A 13,595-nucleotide genomic window follows, 5' to 3' on the forward strand; every position below is an offset into this window, starting at 1 on the left:
TGCTACAATGTGCATCCTATTGTAGCAAGATCAAGCCCGAAATGCAAGAAGCGGCGTTATCTCCGCCGCTTCTTGCTACCGCCGCCGTCGCCGTCACTCCGGCGACGACCACCCTTGGCGAGCGCGTTCACGCCGCTCGCCCAATCACTGCCGCCCGCTTGGGCTTCGCCCCCAAGCGCAATACCTCCGCGGCCGCGCTTGCTCTCGCCGCGGCCAACACCGCTATCTGTCCGGCCTGCGCCGACAGATTCCAGCCTGGAGCTCAAGCTGCCGCCTTCGCTCAGCTTAGGACCACGCGCCTTCCCGCGACCACCGCCGGCTTTGCCGCGGTTTTCGCTCCACGGCGTGTTACCGCCTTTCCCGCGGCGCGATTTGCCCTGCCCAGCGCCATCACGCTCTTGACCTGCCCTCGCACGTCCTGAGCCTTCGCCACGCTCTTGACCTGCCCTCGCACGCCCCGCGCCCTCACCACGCTCTTGACCTGCTCTCTCATGTCCCGAGCCTTCGCCACGCTCCTGCCCAGCCCTTAAACGCCCTGCTCCATTACTTCCCTCTTGCCCTTCTTTCACACGTCTAGCCGCGCCTTCTATACGCTCTTGACCCGCTCTCACACGCCCAGCAGCCCCACCATCACGGCCCCCGCGCGCCCCATCAGTTGCACCAACAGCACTACCTTCTCCTCGCCGGCGCCCCGCACTCTCACCCTGAGACTTCGAGAAGCCACCTTTACCTTTGGTATAGCCGCCTTTGCCCTTCTCCGGCTTGCCTTTGCCGCCACGGAAGCCCTTGAAGCCTGCCGCTCCTTTGAACGGTTTGCCGCCTCCACCACCTCGGCTAAAACTACCTTCTTTGCGAGGCTTCATATCCAGCAATTCAAAATCAATCGTATGCTCTTCCATATTTACGCGAGCCACACGGACTTTAATTTCATCGCCAATCCGGTAGATCTTGGACGTGCGCTCCCCAACGAGAGCAAACTGTCTCTCATGGAAGTTATAGTAATCATCGGTCAAATCGCTCAAACGGATCAAGCCCTCAACGGTATTGTCCAATTCAACGAACATCCCGAAGCCCGTTACACTCGAAATAATGCCCTCAAATTCTTCGCCCACTTTATCCAGCATATATTGAGCTTTCTTCAATGCCTCTGTTTCACGCTCTGCATCTACAGCTACACGTTCGCGTTCCGATGATTGCTGCGCAATATCGCTCATGCGGGAAGCCAAATATTCATGACGGGCATCGGACAAAGTACCGTTTTCCAGCACTTCGCGAATGACCCTGTGAATAATTAGATCAGGATAACGACGAATCGGAGAGGTAAAGTGTGAATAAAATTCCGCCGCCAAGCCAAAATGCCCCAAACTTTGAGCATCATAACGAGCCTGTTTCATCGAGCGAAGCATAATTTTGCTAAGGACAGTCTCCTCTGGCGTCCCCTTAATGTCTTCCAGTAAGCTTTGCAGCGCACGTGGATGTACGGAATTGCCCTTCCCTTTGATCGAATACCCGAAGTTCGTCACGAACTCCATGAAATTCATCAACTTCTCAGCATCAGGATCTTCATGGACACGGTATAAGAACGGTACTTTCATCCACGAAAAATGTTCAGCAACCGTTTCATTCGCAGCCAGCATGAACTCTTCTATCATCATTTCTGCGACAGAGCGCTCTCTTTTCACGATATCGGTTGGTTTACCGTCTGCATCTACGAGAATTTTAGACTCTTCAAAATCAAAATCAATCGCACCGCGCTTCATCCGTCTGCCGCGAAGTCTAGCTGCCAGCTCTTCCATCCGCTTAAAATCTTCCATCAAATACGCATAACGTTCCACAAGCTCAGGTTCAGCCTCACCCGTCAAAAGCTTACGCACATTCGTATAGGTCATTCGCTCGCTAGTCTTAATTACACTTGTAAAAATCTCATGATTAACGACCTTGAGATTCTCATCGAACTCCATTTCACAAGACATCGTCAAGCGGTCTACTTTCGGGTTAAGCGAACAAATACCGTTAGACAACCGATGCGGCAGCATAGGAATCACACGGTCCGTCAAATAGACGGAGCACCCGCGGTTATAAGCCTCGATATCCAGCGCCGTGCCTTCCCGAACATAATAACTTACATCGGCGATATGAACGCCTAATTTATAATGGCCATTCTCCAGTAGCTCTACATTAACCGCATCGTCCAAATCCTTGGCATCTTCACCATCAATGGTGACGATCCGCTTCGAGCGAAGATCGCGGCGCCCCTGGCTAACAATCTCATCTTCCGTAATCGAATCCGGTGCAGCATCTGCTTCTTCCAGCACTTCCTCTTTGAAAGCCTCCGGCAGCTGGAACTTGCGCACAATTGCCAGAATATCAACGCCTGGATCGTCCTTATGACCAAGGATCTCAATAACTTCCCCTTCAGCCGCAGAGCGACCTTCTGGGTAGTTTACAATCTTTACTACGACCTTCTGCCCCGTGACTGCGCCATTAAAAGCATGCTGAGGAATGAAAATATCTCTCGTCATCCTCTTATCGTCAGCAATTACGAAGGCATACGTATCCTGTCCCTGAAAAACGCCCACAATCTGCGTATTAGCACGTGTAATTACCCGCACAACTTCGCCTTCCAAGCGGCCCCCGCCTTGGCTTCTGGAGGTTACTTTTACGAAAACAATGTCACCGTTCATGGCCGTATTCAAATCATGCGCATTAATATACACATCCGGGTGCTCCCGATCTTCCGGAATCAAGAACGCGAAGCCTTTCGCATGGGCTTGCAGTCTTCCTCTTACCAAGTTCATGCGCTCAGGCACGCCATAGCGGTCATTCCCGCCTCGAACCACGTGACCGCTTTCCTCTAAACGATTCAATAATTTAATAAAATCCTTGAACTCTTCCGCTCCTGCAATCTTGAAATGCTTTTCGAGCTCTTTATAAGACATAGGCTTATAAGCCTCATCTCGCATCAAACTAATGATATCTTGATCTGTTATCATATACACTCTTCACCTTCTTGTTGTTGTTGAGCTTCGTCCTACACTCACCGTACCTGTTCCTTTACTCCATAGTATGCCACTTGTAGAGAAAGGATAAACGCCGCAATATCGGCATATACAAGCTCTCTCTCTTGATCCAGCAGCAAACCGTGCGATGATTTCGCATAATAACGAAGCTCTTTGCTTTCAGAGCGAGTGCGTTCATATAAAAACGCTGCGCTTCCCTGATGGACGACTCCATCCCTGCCCCCCTGCCCGATCCAGATCGGCGCTTTTACTTGAGGCAGCAAACCTTTTACATGTTTCAAAAGCTTTCGCAAACTAACGACACAGCGAATCGGCGTTTTGGTATATGCACATGACTCATCTAATAGCGTGGAGAATGTTCTGGGTTTCTTATTTATGTATTTGATAAAATACTGCATAATGATCGCCAGCGCCGATTTTCTTGACGTCAAAAAGATCGGTGTAGCCAGCGAGATCACACCTGCTACTTGACGCTCAACCGCCAGCTTCAGGGCCAGAAGGCCACCCATCGAATGCCCCATCACGACGACACTTTTGCATTTCACCGCGAGCTCATCATAATTCTCCAGCACATGCCCATACCAATCCGTCCATCCGGTTCGTATCATATCTTCCGGCGACGTTCCATGTCCGGGAAGCCTCACTGCCTGGATGGTGTACCCCTCATCCCGCAGTTCATACCCAATCCGTCGAAATTCGGAGGGCGATCCCGTGAACCCGTGAATCATTAATATGCCTGTTGTCTGCTTCGTCCCCTTGCCTGTCCAGAAAAAAGGCTCAGTCGATTTGTAGATTCTGCTTTCGATGGTAAACATCTCCTACCTATAGGCCCGTTTAAAATGAAAAAACAGCAGGAGTAGATTTCCCCTGCTGTTATCGTTTTATGTGTGTTAGGCCTTCACTACGTATGCTACGACAATGGAAAGAATGAAAAATGCAGCAGCAAGCCCCATCGTGAAACGGGACAAGAAAAGTTCTAAACCTCGTGCTTTTTGTTTACCAAATAAGTGCTCCGCACCACCGGAGATGGCACCGGACAACCCTGCGCTTTTACCTTTTTGTAGAAGAACAATCGCAATTAATCCGACTGAAGCTATGATCAACAAAATTTTCATAAAGATTACCATGTTTATTAGCACCCCAATTGCCTGTACTTTTGCTTATATGACTAGCATGAGTATTTTAACACAGTTCGTCCTAGAAAACAACAAAAGAGGTGTTTGGACGTTTTGACATGTTTTAATACGTTTTATTCACGATAGGAATACGCTGATGATTGGCGATTGGCGCTTCTTGACCGTTTATTTCGCCCAAGAAAAGCCTGAACCGCCTGCTTCGCACACCATAATGCAAAGAGTGTAAAGATAATCGCCCACACCATGGTCGGAACGCCTGTATGCAGCGCCAAGTTCGTGGCGTCCCCAGCTTGCCGCGCATCTCGCGACGCAGCTTGGATTAAATAAATCGGTCCAAAAACGGACTCTTCCAAGCATAGAAAAGCGAGCAGCAAGTAATAAAAATTGCGCAGCCATTTCAGTGGAATAGCCATTATAATGATCGTCAAGGCAATAAAACCGATTAAGAACATGATGCCGAAACCATTCCGAACGAATAGGAGCAATGAAATGGCCGATATCGTGATCATGACCAGAAAACCGACCTGCTGCTTCCCTCTGGCAAAGGCTGAGAACAGGAACCATGCAAACACAGAAGCTGTCGTATATCCGGCCAAAGCTACAGGAATGATCGACCACGATCTGGCCCCAGAAATCGCCGAAAGCGTGACACCGCTGTGGTTGGCGTACAGCTCAATACGCTGCACTTGACCAGACAGCGCCAACGTTACCACCGCGTGCCCAAACTCGTGAACCATTGTATCCAGGTTACGAAAAAAAGAGGAGGGGATCCAATGTGTAAGCAAGGCGGAACCTATCAGAAATAAAATAGTCTTCACCCAATTGCTCAATACAATGACCCCCTCGGTCGCAAAGCCAGATAAAGACACAAGTCACTATCCAGCTCTGCTGTTATTTAGTTATTTACTACGATGCAACTTATTTAAAGTTTCTCAAGTTGTAGAAAGCTTTTTTACCTGCATATTGAGCTACGCTGAACAACTCGTCTTCGATACGAAGAAGTTGGTTGTACTTCGCAACGCGGTCTGTACGGGAAGGAGCACCTGTTTTGATTTGACCAGCATTTGTAGCAACCGCGATGTCAGCGATTGTGCTGTCTTCGCTCTCACCGGAACGGTGGGAGATAACCGCTGTGTAACCAGCGCGTTTCGCCATTTCGATCGCATCAAAAGTCTCAGTAAGCGTACCGATTTGGTTTACTTTTACCAAGATGGAGTTACCGATGTTTTGCTCGATACCTGTGGAAAGACGCTCAGTGTTCGTAACGAACAGATCGTCACCAACGAGTTGAACTTTGTTACCCAATTTCTCAGTAAGCAATTTCCAACCTTCCCAGTCATCTTCGGAGCAGCCGTCTTCAACTGTGATGATTGGGTATTTATCAACCCATGCGGCAAGGAAGTCAACCCACTCAGCGGATGTGAATGTTTTGCCTTCGCCTTCAAGTACGTATTTACCGTCTTTGAAGAACTCTGTGGAAGCAACGTCCATACCCAAGAATACGTCAACACCTGGTTTGTATCCAGCTTTTTCAATCGCTGTAAGGATCGTTGTGATCGCTTCTTCGTTGGATGTGAAGTTAGGAGCAAATCCGCCTTCGTCGCCAACAGCTGTGTTAAGGCCTTTATCTTTCAATACGGATTTCAAGCTATGGAAAATTTCTGCGCCAATGCGAAGAGCTTCTTTGAAAGTAGGTGCGCCAACTGGCAGAACCATGAACTCTTGAACGTCAACGTTGTTGTCGGCATGCGCCCCACCGTTGATGATGTTCATCATTGGAACTGGAAGTGTTTTGGCATTGAATCCGCCAAGGTATGTGTACAAAGGAACATCCAAAGCGTCAGCAGCAGCGCGAGCTACAGCCATGGAAACAGCCAGGATTGCGTTAGCTCCTAATTTTGCTTTGTTTGGAGTACCGTCTAGCTCGATCATTTTTGTGTCGATGCCAACTTGATCAAGTGCATCCAAGCCAATGATTTCTGGAGCGATGATTTCGTTAACGTTGTCAACGGCTTTCAGAACGCCTTTACCAAGGTAACGACCTTTATCACCGTCACGAAGCTCAACAGCCTCGTATGCGCCTGTGGATGCGCCAGATGGAACGATGGCGCGGCCAAATGCGCCGGACTCTAGATAGACTTCAACTTCAACCGTTGGGTTACCGCGGGAATCCAATACTTCGCGTGCATAAACATCAGAAATAATAGTCATTGTAGAAAACACTCCTTTTATATAATTAATTTGTTGCTATTTCTTAAGGATTGTAGTCCCGGTCATTTGTTCCGGTTGTTTAACCTCTAAGAAGTCCAGCATGGTTGGGGCAATATCTGCCAAAATTCCGCCGTCTCTTAGTGTAACAGATTTGTCCGTAACAATAAAAGGGACCGGATTCGTTGTATGCGCCGTATTGCGTGTACCGTCCGCATTCGTGACGACATCGGCGTTCCCGTGATCGGCTGTGATACAGACAACTCCGCCTTTGGCAAGAACCGCTTCCACCACTTTGCCCAGACACTCGTCTGTCGCTTCGATCGCTTTCACCGTTGGCTCCAGCAAGCCGGAATGGCCAACCATGTCAGGGTTTGCGAAGTTCAGGATGATTGCGTCATGACGTTCCGCTTCAATCTCTTTAACAACAGCATCAGCCAGCTCATAAGCGCTCATCTCTGGCTTCAGGTCATAGGTCGCAACCTTCGGCGATGGAATGAGCAGGCGAGTTTCGCCTGGCAGTTCCGCGTCACGTCCGCCGCTGAAGAAGAACGTTACGTGCGGATACTTCTCAGTTTCCGCTGCACGAAGCTGCTTCAGGCCGTTCTGAGCCAGCACCTCGCCAAGCGTGTTGTCGAGATTCTTCGGTTTGTACGCTACGAAACCGTCTACAGACTCACTGAACAACGTCAGACATACGTAGTACAAGTTTTTAGCCACTTTAGGACCACGGTCAAAACCACGGAAGTCTTCATTCGTGAAGACTTGGGAAAGTTGAATCGCACGGTCCGGACGGAAGTTGAAGAAGATAACGGCATCGCCGGATTCAACAAGTCCTACAGGTCTGCCATCCTCACCAACAATAACCGTTGGCATAACGAACTCGTCAAAGATGGATTTTTCGTATGATTCAACAATAGCTTTCATCGGATCGGTGTAGGCTGGACCTTCACCGTAAACCATGGCGCGGTAGGATTTCTCCGTACGCTCCCAACGTTTATCGCGATCCATTGCATAATAGCGTCCTTGAACAGTCGCAATTCTACCTACGCCAACTTCGGCGATCTTCTTCAAAAGGCTCTCCATGTAGTTCTTCGCAGAATCCGGAGCCACGTCGCGGCCGTCTAGGAACGCATGGATGTACACTTCATGGAAGTCTTCTTTTTTAGCCAGATCCAGCAAAGCGAACAAATGCTCAATGTGGCTGTGCACGCCGCCATCGGAAAGGAGCCCGTAAAGGTGCAGCTTTTTGCCGTTCTCTTTGGCATGACGTACAGCGCCTACGATGGTTTCATTGTCGTAAAATTCGCCGTCACGAATCGATTTGGAAATCCGCGTCAGATCCTGATAAACGATACGGCCAGCGCCGATATTCAGGTGTCCTACTTCAGAATTCCCCATCTGGCCTTCAGGCAAACCTACAGCTTCACCACAAGCCGTTAAGGTTGTATGTGGATAACTTGACCAATAACGGTCATAGTTAGGCTTTTTGGCATGAGCAACGGCATTCCCTTGCTCTTCCGAACGAAGTCCGAAGCCATCGAGAATGATGAGTGCTACCGGTTTCGGTCTGGACATATTACTTCGCCCCCTGGACGAGTTGGATGTAGGAAGCAGACTCTAAGCTTGCTCCACCAACAAGTGCGCCATCGATATCAGGTTGCGCCATGTATTCAGCAATGTTGTTAGGCTTCACGCTGCCGCCGTATTGGATACGAACCACTTCTGACACTGCGGAGCCGTAAAGACCGCTCACAAGCTCACGGATGTAGCCGATAACGTCTTGTGCATCAGCAGCTGTGGAGGATTTCCCAGTGCCGATCGCCCAGATTGGCTCGTAAGCGATAACCACTTGTGCTGCTTGCTCTGCGCTAAGACCAGCAAAAGCTGCTTCTGTTTGCACTTTGCAAACATCTTTGGTTTGACCCGCTTCACGCTCTTCGAGCTTCTCGCCTACGCAAAGGATCGGTTTCAAGCCGTGTTTGAAAGCCGCAGCGACTTTCTTGTTCACGATTTCGTCCGTCTCAGCGAAGTAAGCTCTACGCTCGGAGTGGCCGATAATGACATACTCGACACCAAGATCTTTCAGCATAACGCCGGAGATTTCGCCTGTGAACGCGCCATTGTCTTCAAAATGCAGGTTTTGTGCGCCTACGTGCAAGTCAGTGCCTTTTACAGCTTCAACCAGTGCCGGCAGGTTTGTGAAGGGAGAACAAATTACGCTTTCTACACCTTCTACCGTGCTGCCTTTTACTTCGTTTACAAAGCTAACAGCTTCGGAAACAGTTTTGAACATTTTCCAGTTACCCGCGATAATCGGTTTTCTGCTCATTCGGATATGCTCTCCTTTGATCATAAATTATTTATCGTTCAAAGCTACAACGCCCGGCAATGCTTTACCTTCCATGAACTCCAAGGAAGCTCCGCCGCCTGTGGACATGTGGTTCATTTGCTCAGCCAAGTGGAATTTCTCCGTTGCTGCAGCAGAGTCGCCGCCGCCAATTACTGTGTAGCCTTCTGTTTTTGCGCAAGCCTCAGCAACCGCACGTGTACCATGGGAGAACGGCTCGATTTCAAATACGCCCATCGGTCCGTTCCAAACAACCAGTTTGGATTTCGCGATTACGTCAGCATAAAGTGCACGTGTTTTAGGTCCGATGTCAATGCCTTCCCAATCCGCAGGAATGCTGTCAATATCAACAACTTGCGTGTTCGCGTCTGCGCTGAATTTATCCGTAACAACGATATCTACAGGAAGCAGGAAGTTAACACCTTTTTCTTTGGCTTTTGCGATAAAGCTAAGCGCCAAATCAAGCTTCGAATTGTCCAGAAGCGATTTACCGATTTCGTAGCCTTGTGCTTTCAGGAATGTATAGGACAGACCGCCGCCGATCAAAACGTTGTCTGCAATGTTCAGGAGGTTTTCGATGACAGCAATTTTGTCTTTCACTTTGGAACCGCCGACGATCGCTGTGAAAGGACGCTCAGGGTTGTTCAGCGCTTTGCCTAGAACATCAAGCTCTTTTTCCATCAAAAGACCGGAAACAGCCGGTATGTAAGCAGCGATGCCTGAAGTTGAAGCATGCGCACGGTGAGCTGCACCGAATGCATCATTGACGAACAGATCAGCCAGATCAGCGAAAGCTTTTGCCAATTCAGGATCATTTTTCTCTTCGCCTTCGTTGAAACGTACGTTTTCAAGCAAGAGAACGTCGCCATTTTCAAGCGCATCCACTTGTGCTTTCACGATTTCACCAACGGATTGATCCGCTTTGAATACGTTTTGACCAAGAAGCTCAGCCAATTTTACAGCAACCGGTGTTAAACGAAGCTCTTCAACCACTTGCCCGTTTGGACGGCCAAAATGCGCAGCAAGAATAACTTTAGCGCCTTGCTCTACCAAGTATTTAATCGTAGGGAGCGTTTCTCTGATTCGTGTATCGTCCGTGATTTGACCATTCTCTACAGGTACGTTGAAATCAACGCGGACGAATACTCTTTTACCAGCTACTTCAACATCGCGAACACTTTTCTTACTCATAAGTTAAAGCCTCCTGAACGTATATGGTTTACTTCCGTACTTCCTGTTTCCGATCAACTTATATAGGCAACAATCGCACATAAAGAGGAGAATCGCTTCTCCTCTTCATGTGGTTGTTAGTGTGTGTTGTATGAAATTACAGACCTTTTTTAGCGATGAAAGCAGCCAAGTCAACTACACGGTTGGAGTAACCCCACTCGTTGTCGTACCAGGAAACTACTTTCAGCATGTTGTCGCCAACTACCATTGTGGACAATGCATCAACTGTGGAAGATGCTGGGTCACCATTGAAGTCGCTGGATACAAGCGGCTCTTCTGTGTAGTTCAGAATGCCTTTAAGAGGTCCTTCGGAAGCTTGTTTCAGAGCTGCGTTTACTTCGTCAACCGTTACGTTAACTTTAAGCTCAACAACCAAATCAGTTACGGATACGTTAGGTGTAGGAACACGCATAGCCATACCGTTCAATTTGCCTTTAAGTTCTGGAAGAACAAGACCGATTGCTTTTGCTGCCCCAGTGCTGGAAGGAATGATGTTCTCAGCTGCTGCACGAGCACGACGAAGGTCTTTATGAGGAACGTCAAGCACGGATTGGTCATTTGTGTAAGAGTGAACAGTTGTCATCATACCTTTTACGATTCCAAAGCTATCGTTGATAACTTTCGCGAAAGGAGCCAAGCAGTTTGTTGTACAAGATGCGTTGGAGATGATTGTGTGAGCTGCTGGATCGTATTTGTCTTCGTTTACGCCAAGTACGATTGTGATATCTTCGTCGGAAGCAGGAGCGGAAATGATAACTTTCTTAGCTCCGCCTTTCAAGTGAAGGGATGCTTTTTCTTTCGCTGTGAAGATACCAGTGGATTCAACAACGATTTCAGCGCCTACAGATGCCCATGGCAGGTTCCCAGGGTCACGCTCAGCAAAAACTTTGATGGAACGACCGTTAACGATCAATTCGCCTTCGCCAGCTTCAACTGTTGCGTCTAGTTTACCGTGAGTTGTGTCATATTTAAGCAAGTGAGCCAGTGTTTTAACGTCAGTCAAATCATTTACTGCAACGATTTGTACTTCTGAGCTGTTCAAAGCTGCGCGAAACACGTTACGACCAATACGTCCGAAACCGTTAATACCTACTTTTACCATAGCGAATTCCTCCTAAGATTAAAAAAGATTTATTTATTTCAAAACGCAGCTGGAACAAGCCCACGTTATGATGTCCAATTACACATGTTTCATAATTTCAAGTGCCGCCGCTTCGTCCGTGACCAGCACATCTTCTTGCCCGTGCCTTAGAACGGAAGCGATCGCTTCACCCTTGCTTTTGCCGCCTGCTACGCCAATCACGACCTCTGTCCGCTGCAGATCCTCCAGACGAAGCCCGACTGTAGGCATCTTGTGCACGACATTTCCTTGGCGGTCAAAATAGTACCCGAATGCCTCTGCCAGAGCGCCATCGTCCTGCAAGCTGCGAGTCGTTTCGGCATCCACCTTGCGCCTTCGAGCCATGACCATAGCATCTCCGATACCGTGAACTACGATGCGACAACTGCGAACAGCGTCAACAACTTCCTGAATCTGCGGATCTTGGATAAGAGTCTGATACGCTTCCTCGCCTAAATGATCCGGCACATGAAGCAGTCTGTATTTCCCGCCTGTCTTCTTGGCCATAATAGACGCGATTGTATTTGCCTGCATATCCACGCTTTCGCCGAGTCCACCGCGAGCCGGTACGAACCAATTGCCCTTCATGGAAGAGGAAATCGTCAGGTTATTCGCAATCTGCGCCATTGTTGAGCCGCCGGTTACTGCAATAATGTCGCCCTTGGCCACATATTTGCGCAGTGCCGCTGCCCCAGCGCGTCCAAGCTCCTTCTTCGTGAAGACCGAAGTGTCCGTATCGCCAGGAACCACAATGACTTGCGAGAGACCGTACGCTTTCGCGATGCTTTCTTCCAAATCCGTCAATCCAAAAGCGATCTTAATGATCGGCAGCATATCCTCGAGCAGTTGACGGCCGGACTCCGTGATCTTCATCCCTGAGGCGTCCGATTCCAAAAGCCCATGCTCCTTAAGGAAGTCTACTTCTCCGCGGAGCACCCGCTCCGTCATATCGAGCGAAGAAGCTAGCGTTCTACGTCCGACAACACCGGAGATTAAGATATGATGCAGAATCGAGTATCGCTTCTTCATGATGTCCATGAGATCCGGCAAGAGCTTTTTCTGAATGTCTAGAATTTCTCTCATATATCGACGTTCGACGCTCCTGATCCAGTGATGGACGTTTTATGTCCCGGGTATACATTTTGTGTCCCACCCGGGTGAAAAAAAATGGCCTTACACGTTCATTATAACCAATAACGCTTTAACATTCAACAATTGTTCAAACAATTTCAACAAAATGTGCTGTAAGGGCTTACGGTATTGCTTTTTGCGCGGAGGTGACATATAATAACCCTTGCTTCGCTTTTTTGAAACATGCGCCCGTGGTCCAATGGATATGACGTAGGCCTCCGAAGCCTGAGATAAAGGTTCGATTCCTTTCGGGCGCGTAAATGACATGGAAATAAGAGAAACATTAGAGAAATCAGTCGGTTGACTGATTTTTTTTATTGTTAGTTTGACCTTTCTTGACCTTCGAAGGTTTTTTCGTTATCATACTTGTAGATACTGTAAATAGTATGTACGCGGGAGATCAATTTCATAACTCATAGCATGACATTGGCCCCAGGCACCATTTTAAAACCATCTACCCACCCCAAGGAGGTCATTCTCATGAGTTTTATCCCTATGGTCGTCGAACAGGACGCACGCGGTGAAAGAGGATATGACATCTACTCTCGCTTGCTGAAAGACCGCATCATTTTCTTAGGCACGGGTGTCAACGATGTTGTGGCAAACTCCATCATTGCTCAGTTACTATTCTTGGCCGCACAAGATCCTGATAAAGATATCTCGCTATACATCAACAGCCCTGGCGGTTCCATTACAGCCGGTATGGCGATCTACGACACGATGCAGTTCATCAAGCCAGATGTCTCCACGATCTGCGTTGGTATGGCAGCTTCGATGGGCGCATTCCTGCTGACTGCTGGAGCCAAAGGCAAGCGTTACGCGCTTCCGAACAGCGAAGTCATGATTCACCAACCGCTTGGCGGCGCTGAAGGTCAAGCCTCCGACATCGAAATCCGCGCGAAGCGCATTTTGAAAATGAGAGACAACCTGAACAAAATCCTTGCAGAGCGCACAGGACAAACGTTCGAACGCATCGAAAAAGATACAGACCGCGACAACTTCATGAGTGCTGCTGAAGCAGCCGAATACGGACTCATCGATAAAGTAATCGAGCGCGTCTAATACAAAAAACCAGCTTGCATGGCTGCTCCTCTGAGCGGCCTTGCGGCTGGTTTTTTTATTGGTGGGCTGGTTGCTCTCTCTAACGGACTCTACAGCCTCTATTTCTCGATTTTAGGCTCCATATTCAATTTAACGGACTCCAGAGCCGTTAATCACCATAAATAGCCCTAACAATGGAGAAAACCTGCTAAATAGCGTCACCACAGTCCGTTAGCTGTCTATCTGCAGGCAAATAGCAAAGAATAACAGCCCGTGAGTCCGTTACACAACGAAACTTCCTGCCATGCCCCGCGTTCGACTACCGCTACCAGCTGCAAGCCGCAGCAAATCAAAAAAAA

At 48.6% G+C, this 13,595-nt stretch carries 11 protein-coding genes and 1 tRNA gene; 2 read left to right on the forward strand and 10 right to left on the reverse strand.

What is annotated here, in order from left to right:
• Positions 1-56: 56 nt before the first annotated feature.
• The 10 genes from rnr to PCH02S_RS26440 all read right to left on the reverse strand — a co-directional run bounded on the left by rnr (position 57) and on the right by PCH02S_RS26440 (position 12,147).
• Positions 57-2,993 (reverse strand): ribonuclease R, encoded by a 2,937-nt coding sequence (rnr, locus tag PCH02S_RS26395; protein WP_127457098.1) that lies wholly within the window; start codon positions 2,991-2,993, stop codon positions 57-59.
• A 44-nt stretch (positions 2,994-3,037) separates the two neighbouring features.
• Positions 3,038-3,835 (reverse strand): alpha/beta hydrolase, encoded by a 798-nt coding sequence (locus PCH02S_RS26400; RefSeq protein WP_127457099.1) that lies wholly within the window; start codon positions 3,833-3,835, stop codon positions 3,038-3,040.
• Between the two features lie 75 nt (positions 3,836-3,910).
• Positions 3,911-4,147 (reverse strand): preprotein translocase subunit SecG, encoded by a 237-nt coding sequence (secG, locus tag PCH02S_RS26405; RefSeq protein WP_029196004.1) that lies wholly within the window; start codon positions 4,145-4,147, stop codon positions 3,911-3,913.
• 122 nt (positions 4,148-4,269) lie between these two features.
• On the reverse strand, positions 4,270-4,986 hold the full coding sequence (locus PCH02S_RS26410; protein ID WP_127457100.1) for a M50 family metallopeptidase: 717 nt from the start codon (positions 4,984-4,986) through the stop codon (positions 4,270-4,272).
• Positions 4,987-5,074: 88 nt separating this feature from the next.
• Positions 5,075-6,367 (reverse strand): phosphopyruvate hydratase, encoded by a 1,293-nt coding sequence (gene eno / locus PCH02S_RS26415; protein ID WP_127457101.1) that lies wholly within the window; start codon positions 6,365-6,367, stop codon positions 5,075-5,077.
• A gap of 36 nt (positions 6,368-6,403) precedes the next feature.
• Positions 6,404-7,942 (reverse strand): 2,3-bisphosphoglycerate-independent phosphoglycerate mutase, encoded by a 1,539-nt coding sequence (gene gpmI, locus PCH02S_RS26420; RefSeq protein WP_127457102.1) that lies wholly within the window; start codon positions 7,940-7,942, stop codon positions 6,404-6,406.
• 1 nt (position 7,943) lies between these two features.
• Positions 7,944-8,696 carry a triose-phosphate isomerase gene (gene tpiA / locus PCH02S_RS26425; RefSeq protein ID WP_127457103.1) on the reverse strand — a complete coding sequence of 251 codons (753 nt, stop codon included), beginning with the start codon at positions 8,694-8,696 and terminating at the stop codon, positions 7,944-7,946.
• Positions 8,697-8,723: 27 nt separating this feature from the next.
• Positions 8,724-9,905: a phosphoglycerate kinase gene (locus PCH02S_RS26430; RefSeq protein WP_127457104.1), complete on the reverse strand. Its 1,182-nt coding sequence runs from the start codon at positions 9,903-9,905 to the stop codon at positions 8,724-8,726.
• 136 nt (positions 9,906-10,041) lie between these two features.
• Positions 10,042-11,046: a type I glyceraldehyde-3-phosphate dehydrogenase gene (gap, locus tag PCH02S_RS26435; protein ID WP_127457105.1), complete on the reverse strand. Its 1,005-nt coding sequence runs from the start codon at positions 11,044-11,046 to the stop codon at positions 10,042-10,044.
• 78 nt (positions 11,047-11,124) lie between these two features.
• Complete coding sequence (locus tag PCH02S_RS26440; RefSeq protein ID WP_127457106.1) at positions 11,125-12,147, reverse strand: sugar-binding transcriptional regulator; 1,023 nt, start codon at positions 12,145-12,147, stop codon at positions 11,125-11,127.
• A gap of 233 nt (positions 12,148-12,380) precedes the next feature.
• Here PCH02S_RS26440 and PCH02S_RS26445 point away from each other — a divergent pair.
• A tRNA-Arg gene (locus tag PCH02S_RS26445) sits at positions 12,381-12,452 on the forward strand.
• Between the two features lie 223 nt (positions 12,453-12,675).
• Positions 12,676-13,257: an ATP-dependent Clp endopeptidase proteolytic subunit ClpP gene (gene clpP / locus PCH02S_RS26450; protein ID WP_127457107.1), complete on the forward strand. Its 582-nt coding sequence runs from the start codon at positions 12,676-12,678 to the stop codon at positions 13,255-13,257.
• The last annotated feature ends 338 nt before the right edge of the window (positions 13,258-13,595 follow it).

It is taken from the genome of Paenibacillus chondroitinus NBRC 15376, assembly GCF_004000765.1.
GTDB lineage: Bacteria > Bacillota > Bacilli > Paenibacillales > NBRC-103111 > Paenibacillus_E > Paenibacillus_E chondroitinus.

What these genes read in the sequence shown, in the direction of transcription:
- eno (WP_127457101.1), bottom strand. Translation starts at nt 6,367, where the DNA reads ATGACTATTATTTCTGATGTTTATGCACGCGAAGTATTGGATTCCCGC.
- rnr (WP_127457098.1), bottom strand. Translation starts at nt 2,993, where the DNA reads ATGATAACAGATCAAGATATCATTAGTTTGATGCGAGATGAGGCTTAT.
- tpiA (WP_127457103.1), bottom strand. Translation starts at nt 8,696, where the DNA reads ATGAGCAGAAAACCGATTATCGCGGGTAACTGGAAAATGTTCAAAACT.
- PCH02S_RS26400 (WP_127457099.1), bottom strand. Translation starts at nt 3,835, where the DNA reads ATGTTTACCATCGAAAGCAGAATCTACAAATCGACTGAGCCTTTTTTC.
- clpP (WP_127457107.1), top strand. Translation starts at nt 12,676, where the DNA reads ATGAGTTTTATCCCTATGGTCGTCGAACAGGACGCACGCGGTGAAAGA.
- gap (WP_127457105.1), bottom strand. Translation starts at nt 11,046, where the DNA reads ATGGTAAAAGTAGGTATTAACGGTTTCGGACGTATTGGTCGTAACGTG.
- secG (WP_029196004.1), bottom strand. Translation starts at nt 4,147, where the DNA reads ATGGTAATCTTTATGAAAATTTTGTTGATCATAGCTTCAGTCGGATTA.
- gpmI (WP_127457102.1), bottom strand. Translation starts at nt 7,942, where the DNA reads ATGTCCAGACCGAAACCGGTAGCACTCATCATTCTCGATGGCTTCGGA.
- PCH02S_RS26440 (WP_127457106.1), bottom strand. Translation starts at nt 12,147, where the DNA reads ATGAGAGAAATTCTAGACATTCAGAAAAAGCTCTTGCCGGATCTCATG.
- PCH02S_RS26430 (WP_127457104.1), bottom strand. Translation starts at nt 9,905, where the DNA reads ATGAGTAAGAAAAGTGTTCGCGATGTTGAAGTAGCTGGTAAAAGAGTA.